The organism is Limibacter armeniacum, from assembly GCF_036880985.1.
Lineage (GTDB): Bacteria > Bacteroidota > Bacteroidia > Cytophagales > Flammeovirgaceae > Limibacter > Limibacter armeniacum.
On record NZ_JBAJNO010000009.1, the window covers coordinates 311,053 to 336,847 of the forward strand.

At 52.9% G+C, this 25,795-nt stretch carries 38 protein-coding genes; 28 read left to right on the forward strand and 10 right to left on the reverse strand.

What is annotated here, in order from left to right; translation table 11 throughout:
• Positions 1-28: 28 nt before the first annotated feature.
• On the reverse strand, positions 29-601 hold the full coding sequence (locus tag V6R21_RS18890) for a hypothetical protein (protein ID WP_334243632.1): 573 nt from the start codon (positions 599-601) through the stop codon (positions 29-31).
• Between V6R21_RS18890 and V6R21_RS18895 the strand changes: the two genes are divergently transcribed.
• Together V6R21_RS18895 and V6R21_RS18900 are read left to right on the forward strand one after the other, a co-directional pair.
• Positions 592-909 (forward strand): hypothetical protein, encoded by a 318-nt coding sequence (locus tag V6R21_RS18895; protein ID WP_334243634.1) that lies wholly within the window; start codon positions 592-594, stop codon positions 907-909. The genes V6R21_RS18890 and V6R21_RS18895 overlap by 10 nt on opposite strands.
• Before the next feature lie 16 nt (positions 910-925).
• The gene (locus tag V6R21_RS18900; RefSeq protein WP_334245149.1) at positions 926-1,126 is read left to right on the forward strand and encodes a hypothetical protein; all 201 of its coding nucleotides are present in this window, start codon (positions 926-928) and stop codon (positions 1,124-1,126) included.
• Between the two features lie 583 nt (positions 1,127-1,709).
• Here V6R21_RS18900 and V6R21_RS18905 read toward each other — a convergent pair.
• The gene (locus V6R21_RS18905) at positions 1,710-2,210 is read right to left on the reverse strand and encodes a hypothetical protein (RefSeq protein WP_334245150.1); all 501 of its coding nucleotides are present in this window, start codon (positions 2,208-2,210) and stop codon (positions 1,710-1,712) included.
• A gap of 98 nt (positions 2,211-2,308) precedes the next feature.
• On the opposite strand from V6R21_RS18905, the gene V6R21_RS18910 reads away from it, so the two are divergent.
• The 13 genes from V6R21_RS18910 to V6R21_RS18970 all read left to right on the forward strand — a co-directional run bounded on the left by V6R21_RS18910 (position 2,309) and on the right by V6R21_RS18970 (position 9,948).
• Positions 2,309-2,557 (forward strand): hypothetical protein, encoded by a 249-nt coding sequence (locus V6R21_RS18910; RefSeq protein WP_334245151.1) that lies wholly within the window; start codon positions 2,309-2,311, stop codon positions 2,555-2,557.
• An 88-nt stretch (positions 2,558-2,645) separates the two neighbouring features.
• Positions 2,646-4,856: a transposase family protein gene (locus V6R21_RS18915; RefSeq protein WP_334245152.1), complete on the forward strand. Its 2,211-nt coding sequence runs from the start codon at positions 2,646-2,648 to the stop codon at positions 4,854-4,856.
• 71 nt (positions 4,857-4,927) lie between these two features.
• On the forward strand, positions 4,928-5,857 hold the full coding sequence (locus tag V6R21_RS18920) for an ATP-binding protein (protein ID WP_334243645.1): 930 nt from the start codon (positions 4,928-4,930) through the stop codon (positions 5,855-5,857).
• A 49-nt stretch (positions 5,858-5,906) separates the two neighbouring features.
• Positions 5,907-6,317, forward strand: coding sequence for a host-nuclease inhibitor Gam family protein (locus V6R21_RS18925; RefSeq protein WP_334243647.1), 411 nt, complete (start codon positions 5,907-5,909; stop codon positions 6,315-6,317).
• Positions 6,318-6,369: 52 nt separating this feature from the next.
• On the forward strand, positions 6,370-6,828 hold the full coding sequence (locus V6R21_RS18930) for a hypothetical protein (protein WP_334243649.1): 459 nt from the start codon (positions 6,370-6,372) through the stop codon (positions 6,826-6,828).
• Positions 6,825-7,166: a hypothetical protein gene (locus tag V6R21_RS18935; RefSeq protein ID WP_334243651.1), complete on the forward strand. Its 342-nt coding sequence runs from the start codon at positions 6,825-6,827 to the stop codon at positions 7,164-7,166. Before V6R21_RS18930 ends, V6R21_RS18935 begins: the two co-directional genes overlap by 4 nt.
• Positions 7,167-7,171: 5 nt before the next feature.
• Positions 7,172-7,657 carry a BRO-N domain-containing protein gene (locus V6R21_RS18940; protein WP_334243654.1) on the forward strand — a complete coding sequence of 162 codons (486 nt, stop codon included), beginning with the start codon at positions 7,172-7,174 and terminating at the stop codon, positions 7,655-7,657.
• Positions 7,658-7,669: 12 nt separating this feature from the next.
• Complete coding sequence (locus V6R21_RS18945) at positions 7,670-7,948, forward strand: hypothetical protein (RefSeq protein WP_334243656.1); 279 nt, start codon at positions 7,670-7,672, stop codon at positions 7,946-7,948.
• Positions 7,949-8,053: 105 nt separating this feature from the next.
• Positions 8,054-8,557: a hypothetical protein gene (locus V6R21_RS18950; RefSeq protein ID WP_334243658.1), complete on the forward strand. Its 504-nt coding sequence runs from the start codon at positions 8,054-8,056 to the stop codon at positions 8,555-8,557.
• On the forward strand, positions 8,551-8,964 hold the full coding sequence (locus V6R21_RS18955) for a hypothetical protein (RefSeq protein ID WP_334243659.1): 414 nt from the start codon (positions 8,551-8,553) through the stop codon (positions 8,962-8,964). Before V6R21_RS18950 ends, V6R21_RS18955 begins: the two co-directional genes overlap by 7 nt.
• Before the next feature lie 12 nt (positions 8,965-8,976).
• A complete protein-coding gene (locus V6R21_RS18960; protein WP_334243660.1) occupies positions 8,977-9,195 on the forward strand; it encodes a hypothetical protein in 219 nt (72 codons plus the stop codon).
• The gene (locus V6R21_RS18965; protein ID WP_334243661.1) at positions 9,176-9,553 is read left to right on the forward strand and encodes a hypothetical protein; all 378 of its coding nucleotides are present in this window, start codon (positions 9,176-9,178) and stop codon (positions 9,551-9,553) included. Before V6R21_RS18960 ends, V6R21_RS18965 begins: the two co-directional genes overlap by 20 nt.
• 155 nt (positions 9,554-9,708) lie before the next feature.
• Positions 9,709-9,948 carry a hypothetical protein gene (locus tag V6R21_RS18970; RefSeq protein WP_334243662.1) on the forward strand — a complete coding sequence of 80 codons (240 nt, stop codon included), beginning with the start codon at positions 9,709-9,711 and terminating at the stop codon, positions 9,946-9,948.
• Positions 9,949-10,022: 74 nt separating this feature from the next.
• Here V6R21_RS18970 and V6R21_RS18975 read toward each other — a convergent pair whose 3' ends face one another.
• From V6R21_RS18975 to V6R21_RS18985, 3 genes are read right to left on the reverse strand one after another with little or no spacing between them, the layout of a single operon-like run.
• Positions 10,023-10,565 carry a hypothetical protein gene (locus tag V6R21_RS18975; protein ID WP_334245153.1) on the reverse strand — a complete coding sequence of 181 codons (543 nt, stop codon included), beginning with the start codon at positions 10,563-10,565 and terminating at the stop codon, positions 10,023-10,025.
• Positions 10,566-11,096, reverse strand: a complete 531-nt coding sequence (locus V6R21_RS18980) for a phage virion morphogenesis protein (protein WP_334243664.1) — start codon at positions 11,094-11,096, stop codon at positions 10,566-10,568.
• Complete coding sequence (locus V6R21_RS18985; RefSeq protein ID WP_334245154.1) at positions 11,097-12,989, reverse strand: phage tail tape measure protein; 1,893 nt, start codon at positions 12,987-12,989, stop codon at positions 11,097-11,099.
• A gap of 108 nt (positions 12,990-13,097) precedes the next feature.
• On the opposite strand from V6R21_RS18985, the gene V6R21_RS18990 reads away from it, so the two are divergent.
• Positions 13,098-13,283, forward strand: coding sequence for a hypothetical protein (locus V6R21_RS18990; protein WP_334243666.1), 186 nt, complete (start codon positions 13,098-13,100; stop codon positions 13,281-13,283).
• Here the strand turns inward: V6R21_RS18990 and V6R21_RS18995 are convergent.
• From V6R21_RS18995 to V6R21_RS19015, 5 genes are all read right to left on the reverse strand, one after another.
• Positions 13,280-15,217 carry a phage portal protein family protein gene (locus V6R21_RS18995; protein ID WP_334243667.1) on the reverse strand — a complete coding sequence of 646 codons (1,938 nt, stop codon included), beginning with the start codon at positions 15,215-15,217 and terminating at the stop codon, positions 13,280-13,282. The genes V6R21_RS18990 and V6R21_RS18995 overlap by 4 nt on opposite strands.
• A 137-nt stretch (positions 15,218-15,354) precedes the next feature.
• Positions 15,355-15,915 carry a hypothetical protein gene (locus V6R21_RS19000; protein ID WP_334243668.1) on the reverse strand — a complete coding sequence of 187 codons (561 nt, stop codon included), beginning with the start codon at positions 15,913-15,915 and terminating at the stop codon, positions 15,355-15,357.
• The gene (locus V6R21_RS19005) at positions 15,912-16,211 is read right to left on the reverse strand and encodes a hypothetical protein (protein ID WP_334243669.1); all 300 of its coding nucleotides are present in this window, start codon (positions 16,209-16,211) and stop codon (positions 15,912-15,914) included. Before V6R21_RS19005 ends, V6R21_RS19000 begins: the two co-directional genes overlap by 4 nt.
• A gap of 4 nt (positions 16,212-16,215) precedes the next feature.
• A complete protein-coding gene (gene terL / locus V6R21_RS19010) occupies positions 16,216-17,712 on the reverse strand; it encodes a phage terminase large subunit (protein ID WP_334243670.1) in 1,497 nt (498 codons plus the stop codon).
• On the reverse strand, positions 17,709-18,152 hold the full coding sequence (locus V6R21_RS19015) for a hypothetical protein (protein WP_334243671.1): 444 nt from the start codon (positions 18,150-18,152) through the stop codon (positions 17,709-17,711). Before V6R21_RS19015 ends, terL begins: the two co-directional genes overlap by 4 nt.
• A 166-nt stretch (positions 18,153-18,318) precedes the next feature.
• Here V6R21_RS19015 and V6R21_RS19020 point away from each other — a divergent pair, with 166 nt between their 5' ends.
• Genes V6R21_RS19020 through V6R21_RS19075 form a run of 12 tightly spaced genes read left to right on the forward strand, consistent with a single transcriptional unit; the run spans position 18,319 to position 25,772 of the window.
• Entirely contained in the window at positions 18,319-19,419 is a 1,101-nt protein-coding gene (locus V6R21_RS19020) for a head maturation protease, ClpP-related (RefSeq protein ID WP_334243672.1), read from the forward strand.
• Between the two features lie 4 nt (positions 19,420-19,423).
• Complete coding sequence (locus tag V6R21_RS19025; RefSeq protein ID WP_334243673.1) at positions 19,424-20,329, forward strand: phage capsid protein; 906 nt, start codon at positions 19,424-19,426, stop codon at positions 20,327-20,329.
• Complete coding sequence (locus V6R21_RS19030) at positions 20,329-20,568, forward strand: hypothetical protein (protein ID WP_334243674.1); 240 nt, start codon at positions 20,329-20,331, stop codon at positions 20,566-20,568. Before V6R21_RS19025 ends, V6R21_RS19030 begins: the two co-directional genes overlap by 1 nt.
• The gene (locus tag V6R21_RS19035) at positions 20,565-21,806 is read left to right on the forward strand and encodes a DUF2586 family protein (protein ID WP_334243675.1); all 1,242 of its coding nucleotides are present in this window, start codon (positions 20,565-20,567) and stop codon (positions 21,804-21,806) included. The genes V6R21_RS19030 and V6R21_RS19035 overlap by 4 nt, the downstream gene beginning before the upstream one ends.
• Positions 21,796-22,206, forward strand: coding sequence for a hypothetical protein (locus V6R21_RS19040; RefSeq protein ID WP_334245155.1), 411 nt, complete (start codon positions 21,796-21,798; stop codon positions 22,204-22,206). The genes V6R21_RS19035 and V6R21_RS19040 overlap by 11 nt, the downstream gene beginning before the upstream one ends.
• A 44-nt stretch (positions 22,207-22,250) precedes the next feature.
• Positions 22,251-23,009 carry a DUF6848 family protein gene (locus V6R21_RS19045; protein WP_334243677.1) on the forward strand — a complete coding sequence of 253 codons (759 nt, stop codon included), beginning with the start codon at positions 22,251-22,253 and terminating at the stop codon, positions 23,007-23,009.
• A 35-nt stretch (positions 23,010-23,044) separates the two neighbouring features.
• Positions 23,045-23,212 (forward strand): hypothetical protein, encoded by a 168-nt coding sequence (locus V6R21_RS19050; protein WP_334243678.1) that lies wholly within the window; start codon positions 23,045-23,047, stop codon positions 23,210-23,212.
• Complete coding sequence (locus V6R21_RS19055) at positions 23,136-23,711, forward strand: DUF6046 domain-containing protein (RefSeq protein WP_334244924.1); 576 nt, start codon at positions 23,136-23,138, stop codon at positions 23,709-23,711. Before V6R21_RS19050 ends, V6R21_RS19055 begins: the two co-directional genes overlap by 77 nt.
• Complete coding sequence (locus V6R21_RS19060) at positions 23,708-24,676, forward strand: hypothetical protein (RefSeq protein ID WP_334243679.1); 969 nt, start codon at positions 23,708-23,710, stop codon at positions 24,674-24,676. The genes V6R21_RS19055 and V6R21_RS19060 overlap by 4 nt, the downstream gene beginning before the upstream one ends.
• Positions 24,673-25,182, forward strand: a complete 510-nt coding sequence (locus V6R21_RS19065) for a hypothetical protein (RefSeq protein WP_334243680.1) — start codon at positions 24,673-24,675, stop codon at positions 25,180-25,182. Before V6R21_RS19060 ends, V6R21_RS19065 begins: the two co-directional genes overlap by 4 nt.
• The gene (locus tag V6R21_RS19070) at positions 25,175-25,477 is read left to right on the forward strand and encodes a hypothetical protein (protein WP_334243681.1); all 303 of its coding nucleotides are present in this window, start codon (positions 25,175-25,177) and stop codon (positions 25,475-25,477) included. Before V6R21_RS19065 ends, V6R21_RS19070 begins: the two co-directional genes overlap by 8 nt.
• The gene (locus V6R21_RS19075; RefSeq protein WP_334243682.1) at positions 25,464-25,772 is read left to right on the forward strand and encodes a hypothetical protein; all 309 of its coding nucleotides are present in this window, start codon (positions 25,464-25,466) and stop codon (positions 25,770-25,772) included. Before V6R21_RS19070 ends, V6R21_RS19075 begins: the two co-directional genes overlap by 14 nt.
• The last annotated feature ends 23 nt before the right edge of the window (positions 25,773-25,795 follow it).

Sequence of the window (25,795 nt, forward strand, 5' to 3'; positions counted from 1 at the left end):
CCTCATTTGATCCCCATTTAAATGATATTTAAAGATCCTTTAATTTATCCATGGCAAGTATAAGTCCAAGACCCTTGCCAGCGAAATCAAGAGCTTTCATATAGTCAAAGGAAACGTTCTTGATTTTTTGATAACAGGAATCAGCAATCCTTTTGGCTCTCTTGCGGTCCAGGCGTTGCATAGATTCTTCAGACAGGTAGTCTTTCATAAGCCTGTTATCTTCCTTATCAAGGAGTTGCATAGCAGCAATAGGATTGTCTGACTCTGAATTTAACACTTCCTCAAGACGATCCATAAACTTAAACTGGCACCACAATAAGGCATAATGAATAGGCGTAAAACGCTCTCCTAGTGCTATATCACCCTTTCTTATAGTGAAATCCCCATCCACAATCATAGGCTCCGTACTGAAGCTGTCCTGATCCTGAACCGCTGTAGCGTGCTGGTAAAGATATTCAACATAATTAGGGTTAAATTTATGACACTCCTCATAGAGGCTGTCTAGACTGGAGCCTATCGTATTCCCATCCTCCAGCTTGGCGACTTTCTCCAGGATATCAAAATATTGTGTTGAATCTAAAGTCTTGTTTAATGAATCCATACACTCAGGTTTTAGTAGTGACAGCAGCTTTTATACTGCTAGTGAAATTCGAGTTCTATTATGATGTAAAAAAAGGTGTTATTCATATCAACAACCTGCCAAGACACTTATTATTAGCACCTTACTTATGGTTATTTGCCTATTTATTTGTCTTTGAGAGCCTGTTAGTGGGTGTTGTAATCGTTATATCCCTACTCTCAGAGGTTAAAGGAAAGCTGTATAGCAAGTATTGTGATGCGGCATCAGATGTATTGAGAGACCTGGTAATGGCTCTTTTCCTGTTAAAACACTTCCACACCTTACTATAAGCCATCATATTAGACCATGGAAAACATTAAAGTAATCAAAGAGGACAGTAAGTCCGTGATCGTAGAAATCAATAACATCGCTTCTTTGGAAGAGGTGCAGCGCTTCTGGAGCCAACAGAAAGCCATCCAGAAGGGGACCGAAGACCTAGAGCAGGAACTTACTAATCTTCTAACAAGGGTTGTGAGAAACAGTATTCAATACCACAATGGTCAATAAACACCTGATCCTGAGTCTTTAATCCTTCTCTGATTTTATTATCAATACCATTTATATTATTGATAATGGTTTTTAAAGCTAAATCCCTAGCTGTATTCACATTATTGTGAAATAAGCTAGGGTTCTTTTTCCAAAGACCTATAGTACTGGCGGTGACAGTGTCTATAATACTTATTATAATTTCTGGGTAACTAACTGATCTACCTAGTTCTTTACTGACTTTTTCTAAGGAATTCTGAAGTTCAATCATGATTAATTAATTGATTATTAGTTTAATAATTGAATTATAGTGGGCTTAACTTTACACACCTTACTATAAGCCCACACATTAGCCCGGTTAGGGATTACCGATACATTCATTTTAGTTTTAGCGAAAAGAAGCAGCTCCCAGGGGCTGCTTTTTTATTAAAGGGTGGTGTAAATCTGTACCTTTTGTTTTCTAAATACACACCACCCTTTATACCACCCTTTATACCACCCTTTTCATCCTACTTCTGAAGCATTGATTTTGTAAAATGATGGTGCAAATCTGTACTTTTTGTTTTACAAACTAACACCATCATTTACACCATCAATTATACCATCATTTCTGGAGCATTGATTTTAGCAATTCGATCATCTCATCTTTAGTTTTTATCTGCTCATCTTTTGTCTTTAGTTGCTCAGATAATGAGTTAACTTTTTCAGATAATGATCTTACTTTTTCCTTTTCTAATAATAACTCTAGTTTAATAGACTCTTCACTTCTACTAGATGTTTTAATGTTGTTACCTAATACACCTGTATTATTGTCTGCAACAATATTCCCCTTTCCTCTTATTTTAACTGCCTTATCCGACTCCTCTTCTTCAGTGTGAATGCTGCCACTACCAGTTAGAAGCCATATGTGATTAATACTACTATATGTAGTAATAATGTTAGCTAGAATAGTTGCGTTTGGCGAAGATTGCTTAGGTCCTATTACATTATTTAAGGTTTGAGGAGTTACCCCTATAGATCTAGCGAAATCTGACTTAGATAATCCACTCATTACAAGAATCTTCTTAATTCTTTCGTTAATTTTTTCTTCTTGATTTTCAGGCATATAGATAAATGTTTACAACATTTATTAAACTATATATTGTAAAAGTTTAATACATGTAGTAAGATTGCAGTGTAGATAATACGTAAACAATCAAATATATGAAAAAACAGGACACAAACATCAGTTTGCCCTGTGGTTGGAGATCAGGCGATATCGGTTTGATAGCCGAAATCAAAGGTTGTAGCAAGCAGCTTGTCAGCCTTATGGCTAACGGACAGCGTACCGATCACCTGGGTATTATGCGAGAGTGGCATACACTAATAGCCTATCGCAGCTGGAGAATGAAAGTAAACAAAGAAACAAGGAATAGGAAGAAACCAAGACAGAATGTAAGGGATGCAGTATAATGTAGGAGACATATTGATACAGGAAGGCACCGTTTGGGTTAGTCAGGAGATATTGGAGAGTATCTGCGAGATATCATCAGAGTATTTTATGAAGATATCACGCCCAAGATATAAAAAGTCTGTTCCCCCCACCCAGCGTTACCTTTCGGAGCTTCCCGACACCGGCAAGAGCTGGCGTTGGGCGCGTATCAATGACCGCTTCTACTACGACGAGGCCCGCATCCCGAACAGACGCCCGACCCATTACCGCTCGCAACTGCCGCCAAGGGAGGAGCTGGAAAGAATTGCTGAAAAACTGGCGGGCATTTCCCGGGAGGGAGCCGTCAGGCTGGAGCGCCAGCGCAAGCTGCAGGCCAGGGACGAGGTGGTAAAAGCCTACGATGCCTTTATGGATGGCCGCATCAGGGAAGTGGTGAACTTCTTTATGTACCGGAGTGCTGTCAGGACCTTCAATATCCAGAAGTCCTATGAGCTGGCGGAGGCCTGGGGGTGGCTGGAGTTCCTTTCCCAGTCCGACAACGTGGAAAAGAAGCTGTATACCCAGTGGGGGTGCAAGTCCCAGAGGGAATTGTTCGAGGTGGCGGCCATCCATCTGGCTGCCCGCAACCTGGAGGGCTTCAAGGCAAGCACCGAGGCCTATATCCGCAAGCGGCTGGTGGACTACAGGAAGGTGGAAGGCGGTGAAAACCGCTACAACTTCGTGGTCAGCGGCAAGTATAACAACGACCACGCCCGCAAGTTCGGGGCCATGGAGCTGGCGCACCCCGTGACCGGGGAGGTGATGGAGTTCGACGTGCACGAGGCCATGGTCTACAGCCTGTGGATGAACTTCAACAAGGCCAATAAGTACACCAAGAAGGATGTGTACGACCAGTACACGGAGCGAATGGCAGCCCTCGGGATTGCCGAGCACGAGCTGGTAAGCATCAGGACGATAGGCAACTACCTCAACAAGTTCGACAACAAGGTGCTGATGGCCAGGCAGCGTCACGGCAAGAAGGAATACGACCGTTACCGCCCCTATGTGCCACGCCATGCGGTGAAATACAGCAACAGCCTCTGGGCCATTGACGGCTCTTCGGGCAAGCTGGCTTACCATACGGTAGACACCACTGGAGGCAGGACCAGGGTAGTCCGCAAGAACATGTATTTCGTCCGTGTGATCGACGTGCACAGCCGGGTGGTGCTGGGCTGGAGCTATGGAGCCAATGAGGACAGCGCCCTGGTAAGGGCAGCCGTGCAGATGGCGGTCAAAAATGCCGGGTACATCCATCCAAAGGTGATTATCTCCGACAACGGCTCGGCCAATACCGGCATGGGCATGAGGGAATGGCTGGGGCTGATCGCCAACCGCTTCACCACGATCACCCCGGGCAACTCCAAGGCCAACCCAGCGGAGATCTCGGTCAAGATGCTCTCCAATCTGGGGCGTAAGTTTGACAACTGGCTAGGGGTCGGGCTAAATGCCAGGGACATCAACAATACCCACAACCCGGACTATGCCCCCCGCAATGAGGAGCTGCCGGATATGTACGAGGTGCTGGAGCAGTTCCGGGCGCTGGTGCAGGAGAACAACAACCAGGTGATGCAGGATGGCAGGACCCGCATGCAGTGGTATGAGGAGGATAAAAACCAGGAGTGCCAGCCGTTTGATGACCAGGTGAAAAGGCTGGTGTTCGGCTTCAACACCATTATTGATATGAGTTACCGCCGCAACGTGATCACGGTCACAAACAGCGGCAAGGACTACTCCTTTGAGCTGCCGAACTACCACGACAACATCCAAACCATTGTGGAGCACAGCGAAAACCCTACTTCTCCCAAGTGTAAAATCTACTGGGACGAGTCCGGGGAAATGGCGGACCTGTACAGCCTGGAAGAGGAATACCTCTTCAGCATCGGCAAGCTGCAAAGAGCCGCCGTGATTGAGGAGGAGGCAGCCGACGGGGACCTGAGCGCCCTGGGCAAGCACCTCAGGAACGCCAGTTCCGTCGATGAGCAGGTCAGGTCCTTCGAGCAAGGGCTGAAGGAGGCTGACGAGGCGGTGGGCATCCAGCTTTCGGGCGCCGACCAGGAGCTGCACGCCCGCTATGACTGGTCATTGGGAGATACCAGTCTGGATGGAAAGTACAAGGACACCCACAACCAGGCGGCGGAAGCCCACAGGTTTGGCATCGGGAAGGCCGAGGAGGCAAAGCCTAAGCAGAAGCAGGCAAAACCCAAAAAGGAACCGAAGAAAAACACAAGCAAGAAGATGACCGAAGAGGAGCTAAGGAAGAAGGCCATAGACATGCTCTAGCCCGGGCTTTTGCGCCCTGTACCTTTCACCCTTTTACGTCCCTGATACACCCTAAAACACAATTTGAGAACATGGAACAAGTAATGGAATACACCACCGAGGAAAAGCAGCAGATCATTGACCTGCTCCAGTACAAGCGGGAGCAGTCCAGCCTGGGCAGCGACGCCAAGTTTGCCGTCAGCATCGGGCTGAACAAGGGGGTCTACTCCCAGCTCAAGAACGGCAGGTACACCAACAAGGGCGGCAAGTCGCTGCTCTCGCACCAGAACTGGGTGCGCATCGCCCGCTTCGTGGGCTACAGCCACCACAGCGAGCTGTCCTGGAAGACCGCCCGCACGCAGGTGTTCTCCGTGATCAGCGCGCAGCTCACCTTCTGCCAGCAGCACAGCACCACGGGCATTTTCTGCGACATCGCCGGCATCGGCAAGAGTCATGCGGGCAAGGCCTACGCCGAGCAGAACACCAACGCCTTTTACCTCAACTGCGGGGAGGCGCCCAAGAAGTCGGGCTTCATCAAGCTGCTGGCCCGGACACTGGGTTTTGAGCAGGCGGGCAGCCTGGAGCAGCTTTTCATGGACTGCGTCTACTACCTGAAGACGCTGACCAACCCCATCGTCATCCTGGACGAGGCGGGTGACCTGGAGCAGAGCGCTGTGCTGCTGCTCAAGCGCCTCTACAACGAGCTGGAATTCGCCTGTGGCCTGTACATGTTGGGGGCCGAGGGGCTCAGGAAGAAGATGGACACCGGCGTAAGGCTGAGGAAGAACGGCTACGAGGAGATATTCAGCCGCTTCGGGGGCAAGTACACCAGGCTGATCCCGGAGGGGCACGAAAGGCTGAAGTTCATGAGGGCCATGGCCCGTGACATTGTCGAGGCGCAGGGGATCAAAAACCAGGAGGCCATCAAGAACATCCTGACCATCAGCGCGGGCTTTGACATGCGCCGCATCCGCAAGGAGGTGATGAAGGTGCAGCTGGAGGAACGCCTGAACAGCAACTGAGCATACCATACCTAGTCATAATGTCTAACAATTAAAAACAATCTGAACGATGAACAAGAACAAATTCAACAACCCGGAAACACTGCTGTCGAAACTGGCCCTGATCAGGCTGGAGAAGGAAAGGATCGCCGAGGAGCAGCGCGAGCTGGAGGCCAAGATCCAGGAGTGGGTGGACGCGCACCCGGAGCAGTTTGCGGAAAGCAACACGCTGAACCTGGAGGGCGGTAAGCTGGCCTTGACCACGCAGCGCAAGGTGGAGGTCAGTCCGGACTTCGAGGCGCTGGAGTTTGCCCTGGAGTACCCCGAGCTGGTTGACATCAAGCTGCCGCTGGCCAAGGTGAGCAAGGCCATGTCGCTGGAGAAGGTGGCCGCCGACCTGGAGCAGGCAGGCATCCGCATTGTGGAGAACCCGAAAAAACGCCTGACGATCACGGCCTACCCACCGTCAGACAAGCAGTAAATGTATCACCGGGGGCGGTGGCCAACCCGCTGCCCCCTAACCTGAAAGTGAGATGAACCAAAGGCAAAGGAAATACTTCTACGTGCTGCTCAAGAAGCTGGGGTTGCAGGAGCAGAAGGGGCTGCTGGTGTTGCAGTACACCGAAGGGCGCACCGACAGCACCGCCGCCATGAGCCAGCAGGAGGTCAGCCGCATGCTCGATGACCTGGGCAGACAGGCCGGAAAGCTGCCGGTAACTGGGGAACAGGTATCCGTCAAGCGGATGCGTAGCAAGATCCTGCACCTGGCAGGCGAGAGCGGCTTCGCACCGGAAGGGCAGATCAACTGGGACCTGTTCAACGGCTTTATGGAGCGCCGCAGCTACCTGCAAAAGCCCCTGGGCAAGTACGCATACAAGGAACTTCCCCGGCTGGTGAGCCAGTTCGAGCAGATGGCCGACAACTTCCGGCGCACCCGCTTCAATGCCTACCTGCAAGAAGAACTCAAAAACCTAAAGATCGGCACAAGATGAATCACCAACACTTTACACTCTCGCTCTACCGGCAGGAATGGGACATCCTCCGGGAGGTCATCAGGAAGGCACTGGAAAGCGGCAAACAGGGCCCCCCGCTCCCTTACCTGCTGCTGCGGGAGCTGTCCGGGGCTATCGGGGAGCTGGACACCTCAGGCTACCTGACCACCCTGCAACTGAAGGAGTCCGAGACCGTGGTACTGAAAGACATGGTCCGCGCCGCATGGGGCAGCCATGCCGCCAGCCAGGAGGAAAAGCACTTTATCTGCGCACTCTGGGGAGCACTCGACAGCTGGGTAAGCATCAATATTTTACAACAACTACATAAAACCGCCTAAAAACTATGGAAACAGAACTGGAACTAATGATTGTGGAGATTGACCCGACGCTGACGATACGCATCCACTCCAGCGAGGACATCAACAACTTTGTGGTGACCAACACCGATGCGGCCAGGGCCCTGAAGGTTGACCCCGGCTACCTGCGCAACATCAAGAGCAACAACCTGGACGTGCTCAAGCGGGACAGCGACTGGATCATCTTCCGGATGCCGACCGCCGGGGGCTACCAGCTCACCACCTGCTGGAGCCGACAGGGCATCATCAAGCTGTGCGACTTCTTCTCCCACCCGGAAGCCCGGAAGCTGAAGCAATGGGCCAAGGACTTCACCCATGCGGACCGCAAAAGGAAGGAGCACCACAGCGGGGCCCTGAAGGATGCGCAGATAGAGCTGCTGATGAGGATCGTGAACGGGGAGATGAGCGAGCAGACCCGCAAGGAGGTCATGAAGGCCTTTGAAACACTTAGAGCAATAATCAACAACAACTAATCTAACTCGACAATGGAAAATCTTATGATGAACGAAGAGATGGGCACAACGGTATTGGCCCCAATCAGAAACCGCTACTTCCTTTGCGATTCGGTATATGTGTTCCACAAGGGCATGATCCTGCAAACGCTGGTGTCGGCCATCTTCCTGCTGGACGAGGAGACCGGGCAGGTGGGCTACTCGGTGTATGTGGGCAGGCAGGAGCGCATAGACGTGCCGGAAAGCAGGGTGTTCGGCACCGTGGAGGAGCTTTTTGACAGTATCCCCAAAAAGACCGTCTCCCTCGGGTAGGCAAACGGGCCGGAGCTGCCACCCACCCGGTGGCGGCCCCATTCCGTGGCCCTGTACCTTTCACCCCTAAACACCCTGTATCGGAAACAAAACCTTAAAAATCAAATGCGCATAAACCACGATTACGTCTTCGAGACCAAGAAAGGCAAGGTGTCGGTCAGGGCCACCAGCCTTGTGGAGGCAGCCAAGAGGCTGATGTTCTGTGGCGTAAAAGCCACCCCATACACCCGTACAAAGAGGACCCTCAAGTACAGGCTAAGGCGAAAAGGCCTGACGGGCTACCTGCAACTGGAGTACCACCCCGAGACCGGCAGCCTGGAGCGGTTCTACAGCACCTTCAAAAGGGAAGGGAAACCGCTTGACAAGGTACAGGTCTATACCTTGCTCCAAGTCATCCCCCTCACGGCCGGCAAGGTGGCCGAAATGGAGGAGGACTTCACGGTAACCCATCTCCAGCACCGGTCAGGTGGTAAGGATACCAATCTGGGTGGGGACATGGGAAAACTTCTCGGCAGGCATAAGGCCGGAAGCCCCGCAGAGCCGGCACCGGGAGCCGGAAGGATGCAGGTAAAAAACTACAGCAACATTAAAAGCAACGTACTATGCTAAGAAGGATAATGAATAGAAAAGTGAAGGCAAGGTTTTACTGGTATTCAAGCAGTGCTGAGATTGCTAATTTACTCTTTAATGGGGTGATCCCTGCTGGGACTCCCTGCTACAGCTCCATACGGTGTGCCAGGGACAATAGGAGAATAGGCCTGAACCGCCAAAACGCTATGGTGCTGGAAATGGAGTTTGACCTCTACTTCTGGTTCTGGCTACTCCACTACTTGCCTGCCCGCCTGGAGTCCTGGATAGTAAAGGCAAGGGGGAAAGGCGAGCTGAAGCATCACCTTTGCGGGTCTACCACAAAGGACCACCCTTTCGAGTCGCTGGCCTACTCCTTTGTCAACGGGGAGGGAAGAGTGATACACAGGGTCTTTGCGACAAGACAGGTGACCTATTCCATACCTTAACCCCTATTAACTATGGCACAATACATTGATGAGCATGGTTTTTTGAACGAAATAGACCATGAGTTCACCCCCCAGATAGTTTGCCCCCATTGTGGTTATGAAGATGAGGATGTAGATGAGTATCATGACAATGAGGGAGAGTCCAGGTGTGGCAACTGCAACCGATGGTTTTTATACGAACGGCATTTCTCTTATTCAACATACCACCTAGATGAAACCGACGATGAGTAACCCTAAAGCCATACTGTATTTCACCTTTCTAACCGACAGGGATTACAAACGGATCAAGCCATTGCTAAAGGGGGAGTTTATGCTGCTGAAAACAAGGCGGATCAGGGAAAAGCAGATATGGCTGGAACCAGAAGAGCGAGTCAAGCCGTTTGACTACTACATCAGAATCCCGCTGGACCCATACAAGTGGATCATTGTCTGTGAGGAAAAACCCAAGCTATCTGATTACGAGGTTCAATGGGTTTCAATTAACTTACCGAATCACAGAGAGGTGAACTATGCCTATCATACTCCAGCAGGGATAAAGTTCCTGATAGGGGGCCGAAAGCTAACCACCTATAACCCGATATCAAGGTGAATAATGGAACCCCTTACAGCCCCTTCATGTGGAAATACGATTAATCAAAGCCTCCGGATTGGAGGCTTTTTATTTTGGCATGAATTGTTAAAAAAGTTCCCATCATTTAAAAAAGATAACATTTTTGAGACCTGTACCCTGAAACCATTCACTGTATGAAGTTTTTTGACCTGAAGAAATATGCCATCAAGAAGCGGTTTGATGAAGAGATCAAGAAGATGCCCTACGGGCGTTTTGACAGCCGGAAGGACATCGTGCTGGAAAAATTGCAGTATGAGTTTTTCCTGAGCAAGCGCAGGCTGTCTGATATCCTTTTCTGCGAGGAGATCCTCGAACCGACTGAGAACATGAAGCGGATGCTCTCCTCCTCTTCCCTGTTCAGCAAAGATATATAGCGGATTCCATTTGTATCCATTTGGGTTTTATGTGAAGTTTTGAAAATCCCCCTTGCCTTGCAGGAGGGATTTTTTTATTGCCGCATCACCCGCTTGCCAAGCTCAAGCCCAGCACCGGCGGTTTCGGTCAGGGCCTTCCAGCTGTCGCAGCTCAGGTCGTGCAGGCTGGTGCTGTAGGAGATGATATGGACCGGCACGCCCTCATGGTCACTGTCGAGCTTTCTGCCGATCCCTATCAGGCGGGAGAAAGCGGGGTGGCTGATCCCCTTGACCACTTCATTGACGGCGGCAACCAGCCGCAAATGCTCCAGTGCTTTTTCCATGCGCTGGCTGTCAATAGTCCGGTAGCGGGTACTGCCCAGCTCCTTGCTCTCCAGATGCAGGTTGACCAGTTCCTGGCTGGCGTCCGTGTTCCTTCCCTGCTGCCTGATGGTGGCCTCGGAGAATTCCACAAACACCGCCGGAAGGGGGTAAGCCCTTTCCGACTCCTCGTAGAGGTACTGGTTGTTGAACAGGTCCACGTGCGCCACGTCCTCCAGCCCGTAGGTGGCGAAGATGTCTTTTGCCCTTTGGCTCTTCAGCTCTTCGGCTATTGCCTTGTAGAGTATATCCAGCATTTAAATACGTTTTAATCCTGATTTAATCGTTTCCTCAATCTGCCGCTGTATGCGTTTTCCCAGAAAGGCAGAAGCTCCCATAAACTGCCGTTTGGGGATATTCTGCTTTATGGTTCTGCTGTGCCCGCTTCTCTTGTGCGCCTTGACCTTGCTCCCTCTTCGGGTATGCTCCCTTACCGTTGTACCCTTGATGCGCTGCTGCACCGTTCCCTTAAATCCCTCATTGTGGATTCTTGCATAAGGGACATCGGTGCCTACCGTGACACTGTCACGGCTCTTGCTTACAATACGGATACTGCGGCGGAGCCTTCCGGACTGCACCAGGGTGGTCAGGTTCTTTTTCTTGCCCGTCTTTCCCCATCGGCCCTTCTCATCCTTCTTGGTGGGTTTCCACCGCTGGTAGCCCCGGTCGATAAAGCCCTTCCGCTTGAAGGACTGCTTGTAGAAGCTGACCGCCGTCACACCTACCAGCTGTGGGGTCTTGCGGTAGGCTTTCAGCAGTGCATCCTGTGTCTTTATCCACTCTTTCATCTAGTAAGCTGTTTCTGCATTGCGCACGACACGGGTCAGGAGTTCGCTGAGCTGCGACTCAAGGTCCTCTGCCTCTGCAATGCTGTTTTTCACATGGATGGTAACGTTCTGAGCCAGTGCCCCCAGGTTGACGGTTATGCTCCGTCCTGCACCGCTGCCGCTTCCCCCAAATGAGTTGGAGGCCTCCGGCGTCGGAGGGGTCACGGGCGTTGCGGTTCCACCACCAGCCATCGTGCTGTTGGCTTCCGGGTTGCTGGCCTTTGGGGTATCCGTGGTTTTCACCTGGATAATCTCCTTCTTTCCGGCAAGGTCACTGCTGAAGTCCTTCTTCAGCTTGTCCCAGTTGGCGCTTGCCAGGTCAAAGTCACCCGCCAGCAGGTTGTTGACAATCTCGAAGGCAGTCTTTGCCGCTCCCGTCACGGCCTGTATGCTGGAAAGGATCTTGGATTTCATCCTGTCCCAGGTACTGCCTTCCCCAAAGAGGCGGTCCACCAGTGCCTTGCCGCCAATCTTCTGCCAGAATTCCGAGACCTTTCCCCCCAGCCAATCCCAGAGCTTGCCGATCCCCTTCAGGGCGGAGGTCCACAGCATCCATACCATGTAGAGCTCTTTCGCCACCGCCTTGATGGATTGCATCACGGCCCAGATGGCGACCTTGAGCACAAGCCCTACAGGGGCGATGGCAGCCTTGATGTATTCCCAGGTGATGCGGAACTGCTCGGCATGGGCATTGATAAAGGCCATTGCCTGGTTGATGGTCTGGTAAAAGAGCAGCCGGGCTTTCAGTGTCAGCGTATCAAAGAAGTTTCCTACAGCGGAGAAGGTTCCTGAGAATTTCAACACTTCCTTGTTGATGGCCTCCTCCAGGGCAAGGCGCTGCTTTTGCTTCCGGATGTAAGGATCGTTCATGTCGATAAGCTTGCCCATTTCCAGGTCCATGTTCCGGAGCATGCCGATAAAGCGCTTTCCGGCATCCTCACCGGGACCGGCAAACAGGTTGGCGATGATTTCCTGCTGCGCCTGCAAGTCGGCGTTTTTCATCACGCCACTGATCTGTTGCAGGGCGTCCATTGTCGTCATGGCCCCGCCCTTGATCCTGGCAGACATGGCATTGACATCCACCCCCAGTTTTTGCAGGCTGTCCCTGGTCGCTTTCGGGAGTTCCTTCAGCCGCAGGTTGGCTTCCTTGATGGAGTCTATGGCCTTGTCCTGATAGATCCCCTCCCGGAAGGACTTCACGATCAGGGCCCCCGACTGCTCGGCATTCAGTCCTGCCGCCTTCAGCTGGGTGGAGTATTCCTTGATCCAGTCCAGGTCAGCATTGCCTCCGGTAGCCAGCAGCACATCCTCAATCACCTTGGCGGCCTCCATGCCTGTGATGCCAAATTCCTTTGACATGGCATTGGTAGCCTCCCTGACCTCCTTGGCTTCCTTTCCGAACACCGAGCTGATACCCATCACCTTGGCCGTGAGGTCGTCCAGCTCCTGCCCGGTCACCTGGAAGAGCAGGCGCACCTGGGTTTGCTGCTCCCGGGCTTCCTTGCTCACCTTTACAAGGTGCTGCCCCAGCTTGTAGATACCTGTCACCAGCGTGACCACCGCCGCTGCCGCTGCCAGGTAGGGGTTGGAGAGCATAGGCCCCAACTGGTCCATAAAGGGCACCTTGCTGGAGATGGCCTCATAGAGTTGCATATTCTGAAGGGAAAAGGCTTTCAGCCCCTGGCTGGCCTCCTGTGTTCCGGAGCGGAAGCGGGAGAAGAGCCCCTTCGTCTTGGTTTTCAGGCTTTCGGTAGCGGTTTCCACCTTCCGGAACTGTTTCCGGATGCCGTCCAGCCCTTGTGAAAAGCTGTCCTTGATGTTGAACCGTATGCCTATATCAATTAAACTGCCCATATAAATTTCACTAATGTTAATATTTTAAACAATAACCTTTCTTTGAATCCTTCTATTTTGTTTATATTTTTAGCATGTATTTTAAATTTCATATTTTTTACAATGTTTATGCCTGATGTAAAGTCCAGCAAGGTCACCGTCAAGGGCGACCACAACCAGATTATCACCAATGAACAGCCCGGCAGGCAAGCCCTGATCAAGGACAAGCTTTTTCACCTGATGTTCGCCGTTTCCAACGGCCAGTCCAAAAGCATGACAATCAACAGGATCAAGGAGATCTACGACATGCTTTAAGGTTCAAAGCCCTTGAGCTTAAAGTAAGGGTGACTCTCATCGAAGATCACCTTTTCTTTTCCCACATTCTTTGCAAATAAGGGGTGCACCTTGTCAGGGTAGCGCAGGCGTTCCTTTGGGGTCTTCCGTGCGGTCTGGTTGGGTACCAGCTCCACGTCGCAGCGGCAGCCCCAGCCCAGCGGCGGATAGTTGCTTGTCCAGAACGGGTCGTCTACCGGCAAGGTGATCCCCTCCAGCCTTCGGTGCTCCTCCCTGACCCTGCTGTCATTGACCGTGCTGTAGCGCAGCATGTAGTCCTCCTTGTGCTGCTCGGCTTCCTGCCACCTGGCCGCCATCGTGGCCTGCGCTATGGCCGCATCGTATTCCGTCCGCAGCCAGGTGACATTGTAGGCATGGTGCTTCTCCAGAGCCAGCTCTCTGAAGGCATCCCATTCCCTGAGGCGGCCATCCTGCAACAGCAGGGCATTGATCTCCTGGCAAAGCACAGCCTCCTTGAAGGAGGAGAACAGGTAGACATTCTCCTTGAGTGACTTGAGCATGGTGTGGTCCGGGGAGTCATAATCCAGGTCGACCAGCCTTTTTCCATACCCTTGCTCGACTCCCTTATATAAGGTGTCACCCACCTGGTTTGCCAGTGCCTTGAAGTCCCTGGTCTTCCAGAGTCCCTTGAACCCCCTTTTGAACAGCCTTTCAGCCACCTTTAGAAAGAGTTTAAGCAGTTCAGGATTTCCCTCTGCCATTTGTGGCTCTTGGTGGCCGGTGATGCAACAGCCCGTTTCATGGTAGAGCGCGACCAGCTGTTGCTCCAGTCCGCTCCCCTTACCCTTTCCCGGCTTTTCCACTGGCTTGGGCTCCTCTGCCAGGATGGGGGTGCCATAGGTTTCAGTGATGTATTCCGGATCGATACGGTACTGGGTGGCGATCCACTTGTCCACCTCCAGCTGCGTTCCTGCCAGCTTGAGGCTCTTGGAAGTATCGAAGCGGAAGTGGTTGCCCTCCACAGCATAGCCATGCTTGCCCAGCAGCGGCAGCACGTAGTCGTTGACCATGTATTCTACATAGCGGATATCGGCCTTGTATATTTGTTCCCTGGTGGTGTCGTGCACCTCCGCCTGGCTTCTGGAGGAGCCATCCTCCGTGGTCATGGTCTGCCCCAGCACCCGCTTGGATATTTCCTTGTTCGCCAGCTCGATGGCAGAGGTGAACACCTTCTGCCCATCGGTATTCTTGGACTCATGGATCTCAAACTGTGCATCGAAGGGCAGGATGGCGTACATGGCTTCCCCCATGGCTTCTAGGTATTCCTCCAGCCCATCGAGTACCTGCTTGTCCCGGCTATCGGTCTTGGCAATCCGGTACGGGAAACCGTATACCTCCTGGTAGAGACTGTAGAAGCCTACGGCCTGCTTCTTGAATACCGTGTAGCGGGAGGCCTCCAGGAGCAACCCGGTATGGTCCGTGGTATCGTCCTTCAGGAAAAGGTAGAAGTCATTGTAGGGGGGCTCTGCCAGGAAAAAGCGCTGCTCCCCGTTCACATCTGAGAGTACGGCACATTCCTGCGGGATGGCATGGGCCCGGTCAATGGACTGGACTGCCACCACATGCCCCTTGTCCAAGACAAACTCAATGACCGAGTAACCGTAGTAGATACTCTCGACGACCATGCGGATAATGTCGTGCATCCACTTCTTGTCCAGCTCCTCAAAGAGTGCCTCGTTCTTTTCCCCATTCGCATCAAGGATGTGGAAGGGCGTATTGAGCACCGAGAGCGTTCGGGTATTCAGCACGGTTTGCAGGTGCGTATCGAGAAGGGCGTCCTCATAGATGCGTACCAGCTCCTCCCTTCTGGGGCGGTAGATGTCAATGGCGGCCTGGTGTGCCTTGCGCCATTTCTCGGTATCCATCCGCTCCAGGTAGCGGCTGCGCTGCTGCATTTTCACCCTTTTGGAGGATGGGCGGTTTAGAGCGCTCCTGCTTGATTTTGTGTAATACATATACAAATAGACGTTAGATGCTGATATAATCCGAAATACACCGTTTAACTGCGTTTAAATGGGGGTGTTTCCGGCCATTAATAGTAATGCCTTGCCGTGGAGGGCTTTCCCTTCCTGATCAGGGGCCTTTCTTCCTCCCCTTTCTCATCCAGGAGCCTGGGCCAGTCCACATGTACCTCATCCTTCTGGAGGGAGACAAGAAAATCCCGCGCTTCCTTGTACTGTTCGTACCGGTCTTCCGGCACGGTGCGCTTGGCCACCTTCCCGTAAAGGATGTAAAGGGTGAAGTAAATGCTGTACTCCACCAGGGTAATGTCCCTGGGGTCACCCACCTGCCAGCTTGCCGGGTTGGCTTCCGGACCGGTGGCAGTCTCCGTGAGGCACGTATAGATGTAGGTGTCCCCGTTGCCATCCGTGTAGCTGGCCACATCATCGGGGTAATAGGTCTGTCCATCCGTGAAGGTGAGCACCTGGATAAGCAGCTGTGCCGTATCATACTGCCTGCTGATGATCTTGCGAACCTTCTCCACCGCCATGCGCTCAGCCTTGAGCAGGACGCTCTGCCTTCCTTCGGTGAGCACTTCCAGCTCGTCTGCTTCTACGATGCTTTCGTAGTCCGTGTCTGTCAGGAATCTCATACCTTGCTGATTAGTGTGAAAATGATTTCCGACTCCCTGATAAAGCGCCCCTCGTCCTCGCTGCGGAGCACATTGCAGGCGTGTTTCATGATCAGGCGCTGCAAGTCCTCGGCAGAGTAGAAGTGGTCCGGCATCGAGAGGCTTGCCGTATAGTGCTCGCCCTTGTACTCGAACTGGTAGATAAACCTGAGCTCGTGCAGCTCCCGCTTGCCTGAGGCCTTGAAGAAGCCCCCAAAAATCAGTACTGCCCACACGGTGGCAAAGGTGAGCAGCACTACGATTGTTTCTGTTTCCATTCTCTTAATACGTTTCTATTTTCCTGCGTTTGCCCGTCCTGGGCTTTTGCCTTTCCACATGGTTCCTGCGCATCAGTTCCGAGATGGCGCCATGCAGGCTGTCGGGGGCGTCATCATGCGCCCCGGACCCCTTTTCAAAAGCAAGGGTTTGGTCAATGCTAACAGTGAAGTCCTGGTTCTCCTTATGCTTCTCATTATAGTAGACCATCCCTTTTTCCCAGAAAGGGGAAATCCCCTCTATACGCTCATACTTGTTGGCCTTGGGTTTCCGGTCGGCCACCACGGGCAGGTAGTACCCCCGGCGGTCGCCTTCCTCGTCAAACTCATTGATGAACTTGTCCTGGATGAAGTTGCCTTCCATCATCATGGCGCAGGGAACCTTGCCATGCTGTAAGCGGTCCTCGTACAGGTCATAGCACCACTGCACGGCATTGGTAATGGTGGTCTTGCGCACGAAGGCTTCCAGTATGTGGAATTCACGCCCTTTCTTACCCACCAGGTGGATGGCCTTGTAGTCCCCGTTTTCGGTGTAGGAAAGGTCCCCATACAGGCAAAGGGTGTCGTACTGTCTCAGTTGCAGGGGCTTTTTCCAGCGAATCCAGTCTGCCTGGAACACCGTCCCGTCCTCGATCGGGTTGTTCATGTACTCCCGCTGGAAGGAGCGGTGCGGGATTTCCTCCTGCAAGCGGTCCCAGTACTCCTTGGTGTACTTCTGTGGCCAGTTCACCTTCCCCTCCTTGTCTAGGGCGTTGACCTGCAAGTGGTAGGCATTGGGCAAGGCCTCCAGGATGCCTGCCAGGATGCTCTGCTTGTGGATGCGGTTGTTCACAAGGAGAAACCGCTGGCGCAAGTCCGAGAAGCAGCCCATCAGGTCCTCCAGTATCCATTCCACCGCCTCCCTGACCCTGCGGGGGTTGGCGGAACGCTTCTTTGAGTCGCAGTCATCGACCACGATATAGTCCGGGCGGTGCTGCCGCTTGCGGATACCCCTAGGCGATTGCCCCAGACCGATGCAGGAGAAGTAGGTGCCGTCCTTTGCCTGGAACCTTCCCTCTGACCATTCCCCGGATTGCATCTGTTCTCCAAAGTCATTGATGTAACGCTGGTTGTATTGCAGCTCGGCCTGCACGTCGGATAGCAGCAGCTTGGCCTTTTCCTCGGTTTCCCCCACCAGCAGCATGTAGTTCAGCTCCCCGCTGGCTTTCCAGTAGAGGGGAAAGAACACATCAGCGTGTGTGCTCTTGGCAGCCCCCCGGAAGGCCTCCCAAACGGCGCTGACATACTGCGCCTTCTTCAGCTTGTTGGCCATGCGCTTGTGGAACCAGGCACTTTCCGATTTGACATAGTGCGGAAAGTAGTAGGAACAAAAAGCCGAATAGTCACCCAGCAGGTGCTGTATCCTTCTGCCTTTGTCCTCTTCCGTTTCGTTCAGGTCAATGGGTGTGGCCTCGGCAACCAGCTCGCAGAACTCAATCCACTCGTTGTAATCCTTCCTGTTCATAGTTCCCCGTTCTTGATTTTCTCATCAATGAAAAGCCTCATCCAGTTGTTCATCTTTCCGGCCGCTTCCACATCACGGCTTTGGATAAAGCGGGTCAGCTCCTTGAAAGCCTGGATGTAGTTGGAGGCCAGCAGCTTGTTGCCCCTCAGCTTCTCGATGGAGCTGACCAGCTTGGCGATGGAGTCGGCCTTTTCCACGGCATCCTCCGAGATGGAGACCTTGTGGATCTTCTCCGTCAGGTTGGCAATTACCGCCTCCGAGGTGATGGTGTTGGCCTTCTTGATATTGTCCCAATCATACTTTGCCTTGTTGTTGGTGAAGGTCTTGCGGTCCTTCCACCCGACAATCTTGCAGATTTCCTCCTGTGTCATGTCGGTATGCACATAGAGTTGCAGTGCATAGTTCCTTTTGTCCTGTTCGGTGAGCGCCCCTTTTTCCATCCTTTTTGATACAAAAGAGCCTGAAAATCCAGTCAACTTCAAAAGAACTTCCGCACCCTGCGTAAGGGCGTTGCAAGGGTTGCATAGGGGGAGGCAATGCTGCGAAACCCGGTTTGAAAATACTGCCTCAACCTCATTTGTTTGTAGGGAATTCAACACGTAAGGTATGTTCGAGATAGTAGCAAAATCCAGTCAGAGAGAAGCCGATATCATGCTGCATGGCGATATCATGAAATGGGGCGAGGTGGACCTGAATACGGTCAAGGCAGCGGTTGCGCCTTTGCTGGGCAAGTACAGCACCATTAACCTGCGGATACACTCCCCCGGGGGGTCCGTGTTCGAGGGGTCTGCCATCTACTCTTACCTGAAGAGCCTGCCTGTCAAGGTGAATGCCTATGTGGATGGTATCTCGGCCAGCATGATGACCATTGTGATGCTGGCGGCCGGAAGAGTGGAGGCGGCAAGGAACGCCCGCTTTCTTGTGCATGGCGCTGCCGTGTCACCTGCCGGGAGGGGAACCCCCGCGCAGTACAGGAAAGCGGCCGAAGAGATTGAGAGCATGAACCGTCAGATGGCGGAAATCTATGCCGGGAAGACCGGCAAGGAAGCCTCCTGGGTACTGGAGAACTGGCTGGGGGAAAACGAGGTGCACTTGTCTGCGCAGGAAGCGTTGGAGGCTGGCCTGATTGACGGCATCTACGAAAGCAGACTGATGATGCCCCCGGAAGGAATGGAAGCGGACCGCATGGTCGCATTTTATGATAAGCAGATTTTAGGGAAACCGAAAAGCAAGATGAAACAACAACTAATGGCACTGCTGGCGATGCATGGGATGTCGCTGGACCCGCAGGCCTCGGCAAGCGACGAGGCGTTTATGGGCGCCTTTACCGCCAGGTTCAATGCCCTGGTACAGGCAAAGGAAAAGCTGGAGGCACAGATGAGGGCCTCTGAAGGGGAACAGCTCCTGGGGGAGGCTGTGGCACAGCGAAAGCTGACGGCCAAGCAGGCGGAGAACCTCAAGCCCATGCTGGAGACTTCCGGCATTGAGGCCATCCGCAATTACCTGGCCTGCCTGGAGCCGGTAGCTGTGGTATCGCAGCAACTGCAACGAGAAAAGCAAACGCCAACCTCGCCAAAGGCGCAGGCAGGCAGAGATAACTGGACTTTTGATGACTATCAAAAGAAAGACCCGAAGGCCTTGCTGCACATCAAGGAGCAGGAGCCGGAGAAATACAGTGAATTAGTTCAAGCATACATTAACCAATAAGAGGATGGCTTTAGAAGTAGAAATTTGGGAAAGGGACCTGGCCAGGAACTTCTATCCGGACAACACCTTCATGACGAAGGGCAAGGATATGACAGCGTTTGTGGTCAACGGCAAGACCGTACACTCCCCGCAGGAAGGGGCCGACCCGAACGTGGCGGTCAACAGGGCTACGGTGCCTGCCACCATTTCACAGAGAACCGATGCTGACCTGACCTGGGACCTTTCCGAGCTGACCACCGACCCCACCCTGCTCAGGGATATTGAGGAGATCGAGACCAGCTACGACAAGCGCAACAGCATCATCTCCCAGCACGGCAAGACGCTGAACAAGAAGGCGGCAGGCCTGATCCTGAACAACTGGGCAGCCACGGCAGCGGGAAGGGTGATCACCACTACCGGCGGGGAAAGGGAAGCGACAGCCCCCGCGGCTACCGGCAACAGGAAGGCAGTGGATAACAAGGATATCCTAAAGGCAAAGTCTATCCTGGATCTGGAGGATGTGGATACCGAAGGGCGTTACGCGCTGTTCTCGGCATCCATGTACAATGACCTGCTGGCCAACGATGCCTTTATCGATGCCTCGCGTTTCGGGGCGGCGGTGATCCCTTCCGGGGTGATCGGCCGCATTCACGGTTTCTGGGTATACATGCGCAGCCATGCAATGATTTTCGACACGGCCGGCTCACTGAAAGCCCTGGGGGCCGCAGGAGCTGCGGACGACAAGGAGTCTGTGCTGTTCTGGCATGAGGACTGTGTCAAGTACGCAAAAGGCAACGTGAAGATTTTCCACAATGCCGGGGAGGCAGCCTACTACGGCGACATCTTCTCTGCCATGGCAAGGGCCGGCGGCAAGCACTCCTACACGGACCAGTCCGGTGTTGTTTCTCTCATCCAAGACGCAAGTGTATAATGAAGGCAACCAAGAAAATGATTGATCTGGCGCAGGAGGTCATGCAAGCACAACAGGTGAACCGGGTATGGGTCAACGCGAAGGGACATTACTTCACACAGGAAGACTGGGCCCTGCACTCGGTAGGTGGCGATAAGGACAGGATCGCTTTGATAAAGGCAAAGGAGGAGGTACAGGAGCCACAGGCCCCTGCACCTTCCAAGGAAGAGATAAAGGAAGAAACCCCCGATAGCAAATGATCAAGGGAGTAGAGATAATCAAGGTTACACCATCCCCGTCAGCATCGCTGGCGGAGGTGGCTACCTCAGGGCTGATCGTCGAGGCGGTGGATGTGGCGGGCAAGTTTGAGGCTGGCAACCTCTACCATTTCCTGAGTATCCGTGACGCGCAGGCGGCTGGCTTGAGTGAGGATTATGACCTTTCCAACAGTGTGGTGGTCTACCATCACATCCGTGAGTTTTTCGCGATGGCCGGTGAGGGGGTATCCCTTTATGTGATGCCCGTGGCGAAAGACAGTACCCAGACCGTACTGGCCGGTGAGGGCTACCTCAAGAAACTGGTACAGGATACGGAAGGAAAGGTGTTCCAGGTAGGCATTGCCACCAACCCAACGGTAGATGATGCGATGGTAAACGGGCTGGAGAGTGACCTGGTGGCTGCCATTCCGGTGGCACAGGCAACGGTTGACTGGGCATTCTCGGCCATGTTCCCGACCCGTGTCATTCTGGAAGGGCGCAACTTTACGCCCCCCGTGGCTGCCGTGGAGGACCTTAGGAACCTGACAGATGTGTCGGCTCCCAACGTGTCGGTAGTGGTCGCTCAGGATTATAACCATGCCGCCAGGGATGCAGCCTTCAGCCATTACGCCGCCGTGGGGACAGCCCTGGGGACCATGGCTGCCGCAAGGGTGCATGAGAGCATGGGATGGGTCGAGCAATTCAACCTGACCGATGCGGGCAAGGGCCGTTGGCTTTCCGCCGGGCTCTCCAACCATACGCCAGCCACGGCCATACAGCAGGACTGGGGTGCACTGGATGACAAGGGGTACATCTTTGCCATCAAGTACCCGCACCTGGATGGCTTCCGCTGGAATGGGGACCATACCTGTACCCAGGTGGAGGTAGCCGAGGACGGCACGATGAACGAGAGTCAGCAGCGTTTCGGGCGTACCGCAGACAAGGCGATACGAGCGGTGTATGCAGCCCTGATCCCGAAAGTGAACAGCCCCCAGTTGCTGGATGCCAATGGAAAACTGCCACCTGTCATGGTGGCCTCCTTCAAGGCAGCGGCAGAAAAGGCCATTGACCGCCAGCTGGCAGGCGAGATATCGGCAAGACGCGTGATTGTCGACAAGGACTCTGTGCTGCTGCCGCCCAACCCCGTGCTGAAGGTCTCACTGGAGGTGGTTCCGGTGGGTTCTGCCGATACCATTCAAGTTAGTTTCGCACTCAAAAACAGTTTGAACAATGGCAATTAAGAGAGCTTACGGGTGGAGTGACATCGATACGGAGATACTGGGAACCGTCCCGGTATATATCCAGGAGATCAGTTACAGCAAGGCCCAGGAGAAGAGCAACGGCTATGGACGCGGCTCCTCCCCGAACCGAAGAGGGAGAGGCAACAAGTCTGTGGAGGTGTCCATCACGCTTGGGATGGAAACGGTGGTGGCGATTGAGGACTATATCCGTGGCAAGTACGGGGAAGGCTATGACCTGCTGGACCTGGAGCCGTTTGACATCCCGGTGACCTATGACAATGGGGAGCGGGTGGTGCAGGACATTATCCGGGACTTTGAGTTCACCAGCATTGGACGTGGTGCAGCGCAAGGCGACCAGTTCATTGACCAGGAAGCTGCCTGGTGTCGCTTCGGACATTAATTTCAACATAGCCGTTTAACGGCGTTTAAACCCCATATAGACACATGGAAAACACCGAAAAACAACTGGAAGAAAAAGTAAGCCTCACCTCAGAGCAGAAGGAGCACTGCAAACTTTTGTCTTTGAAAGAAAAGGACTATGTAAAACTGCTTGAGGAGTATGGGGAGCTGTTTCTTTTGAAAATCACAGAAGAACGGGAGGATGAGGTAGAGGCTGATATTCATATGCTTGTCAAGAAACCGAACCGGTACCATGTCAACCACTATCTGGTGAAAGCAGAGCAGAAACCGATTGAGGCAGTCACTGTCTTCTTGCGTAGCTGTATGGTAGCCGGTGATGAACGTATCTGTGAGGATGTAGAAAAGTTGATGGCAGCCTTTTCCCCATTGCAGGAAATGATCAATGGGTCTGACCCTATTCTTACCAAGTCGCCCAAACCAGAACCAAGGGTTTTGAAAGCGTTGGATATGGATGCGGAAGAGTTCAACAGCTTGAAAGGGAAGTATGCTGAGAAGGGCATTAACCTGCACCTTGTTGAGGTAGCCACCAATGAGACATTCACCGAGTTCATATCCTTGCTGGTGAAATCACCGAACAAGGATATCATGAATGATTTCCTGAAGAAATCAGAAAGAGTACCAGTAGATGCCATGCGTCAGCTTATCGCAAGATGTGTTGTCCATGGTGACAAGAGAACGGTATTGGAAGACCTTCAACTAACGATCAGGGTTGGAAGGACCATCAACAAGATCGTGACAGGCTACAAAGGTGTCTTGGTCTCTTCGATCAAAAAAAAGGCTTAACCTGGATAGACAAGTGGGATGCCATCATTGAGTACATGTTCAAGGTGGACCCCGCAACCCTATCCGATGACGAATGGGTAACATACATCGCCAAGGCTGAATATATAAAGGAACTGGAAAATGGAGATCAGAACGGACGCACTGAAGGACAGGTTGAAGGCGGCGTTTCAGGACGTGGTGCTGGGACAGGACGCAGGGTTTGACTACCAGCCTGAAGAAGGACCCAAGCTGGGAGCCGTCAGGCAGAGGGAAGTGCGCTACCGTTCCTCCACTTTTGGTACCCCGCTATTCGACCGGATAGCATTGGCAACCTCAGGGGGAAATACCTACAGTTTCCAGACAGACCCCTTACTGGAGCTTCAATACCGGAAAAAGATCACCGAGACCCCTGTCAACGGCAGCGAGTCCGTGGTGGAGATGTCCGGCATGGAAGCCATTGACATCACCATACGTGGGGTGCTGTGGAACCCTGACGGGAACTATCCGGAAAAGGAGCTGAAACGGTTGCTTGGGATGGTCAAGGAAAATGCCGTACTGGATTGCTCCAGCTACCTGCTGTCGTTGCACGGCATCGATAACCTTATCATAAGAAGCCTTAGCCTGCCTGCCCTGGAAGGGTATGAGGACTCTCAGCCCTTTGTGATCAGTGCCCGTTCGATCAAGAGTGCCGAACTGGAGATATTAGAAACAGCACTGCTATGATATATGTATTGAGCTGTGAAATAACAGCGGGGAAATTACGGACCAGGCATGTGGCAAGGGTACAGGTCCGTTCCACCTGGAGAGAGCTGACGGATACGGCAGTGATTGAGTTGCCCCGTAACCTTGACCTGAAGGGAAAGTCCCTAGATGAGGTGGTCAAGCGTGGTGACCGGGTAGACATTTTCTTGGGGTACAATGGTGGCCTCAAGCGTGAGTTCACAGGCTTTGTCAGGAAGGTGGAACGGGATGTGCCCGTCAGGATTTACTGCGAGGATTATGCCTACCTGCTGGACAGGAAGGTGGAGCCCAAGGCGTGGGCAAGTGTCACGCTGGAGGGCTTGGTGACCTACCTTACTGCGGGCTTGGGCATTGCCTCTGAGGTCGTGGATGTCAACCTTGGCAAGGTTCGTCTAGAGAAAGGCAGCATTGCCGATGTGCTGATGCAGGTGCGGGATACTTTTGGGCTGGTGGCCTACTTCCGCCATAACCCGGACAACAACACCAGGCCCACCCTGTTTGTGGGGTTCCCCTATGACCTGGTTACCGACAAGGATACAGCCATACTGCACCGGCAGAGGAATGTAGCCAACAGCTCGGGCCTGAAGTACCAGGGCAAGGAGGATGTGCAGGTGACCATCAGGGCCATTTCCAATGCGGCAGACAAGACTGCCAAAAAAACCGTGGTGGAAGTGGGCAGCGGTCCGGTACGCACCCGCAACTACATGCCGGGGTTGAGCAAGGAGCAGCTCAGGTCACTTGCCACCAAGGAGCTGGATAACCTCAGGGTGGATGGCTTTTCGGGAAGCCTGGAAAGCTTTGGCATTCCCTATATCGCACACGGGGATGCCGTCCGGATTATAGACCAGCAGTATGTGGATGAGGATGCCAGGTACCTGTCCGATGGGGTGGATATTGAATTTTCAGACACCTTCAGGCGGAAGGTGAAAATAGGCAAGAAGTTATGAGGGATGTAAGGAGCCTGCTGGTACAGCTGATCAGGGAGCAGCAACCCGTCACCGTGATTGCCGGGGAGGTGAAGGCCGTGGACAGGACCACCTGTGACGTGCAGCCTTTCGAGAGTGAGGTCCTGTACCAGGACATTATGCTCAACCCCAATGCCTCCGAGGAGTTCCTTGTGACCCCCAAGGTTGGTAGCACGGTGGTAGTACTGCTTTTTCCAGACCAGGTGTCAGGGGTGGTGGTGTCCTTCTCCGAGGTGGAGCAGGTCACCATCAACGCAGAGATAAACCTGGACGGCAATACCAACACGACAGTCAAGGGGCAAGGTCTGGTCAGGGAGCTGGGCAAGCTCAGCAACCGGGTGGACAAGATAATAGAAGCCTTGGGGAAAGCGCCTGTGGCCGCCGGTGATGGCGGAGCCTCCTTCAAGGCCAGTATCGTGTCTTCACTCTCCAGCCTGGAGAGTGAAGACTTTTCAGAAATAGAAAACCAAAGAGTAAGACATGGCTAGAAAAGACATCCTACTGGACGAGGACCATAACCCACAAATCATCAACGGTGACTTTGTGGTGGGTGAAAGCGATGAGCAGCACATAGAACTCCTGATGCAGTCAGCTAAGGGGGACTGGAGGGAATCCCCAGTGCTTGGCGTGGAAGCCATCAACCACCGGGAGGGCAACAGTAAAATCAGTTTGAAAAGGGACATTGAGCGAAATTTGGAACTGGATGGCTACCTAGGGGTGGACATTGACATTCTGGATGATTTCTCAGTGATCATTAACCAGGGGGACAATGGAGCATCTTAGTATGGCGCAACAGTCTGCCTCCCTATTGTCAGATACCAAGAGCCAGCCCTATGTGGTCAGGCTGCTTGTGAGCATGCTGGTCATTCTACTGGCGGGGGTCATTACCGTCAGCAGCATGTTCTATAATTTCTCCACCAGGGCCGTGCAAGTCATCGAGCAGAACTCATCCACGAACAGAAGTCTCATTGGGTTGATAGACAACTACCAGAGCGAAAGCAAGAAGGAGCATAAGGAACTGCTGAAGGGCCAAGCGGAAATGGTCAGGAGAATCGAGGCCCTAGAGAAGGGCCAGTAATTATTTTTAACCGTTTAAACAGT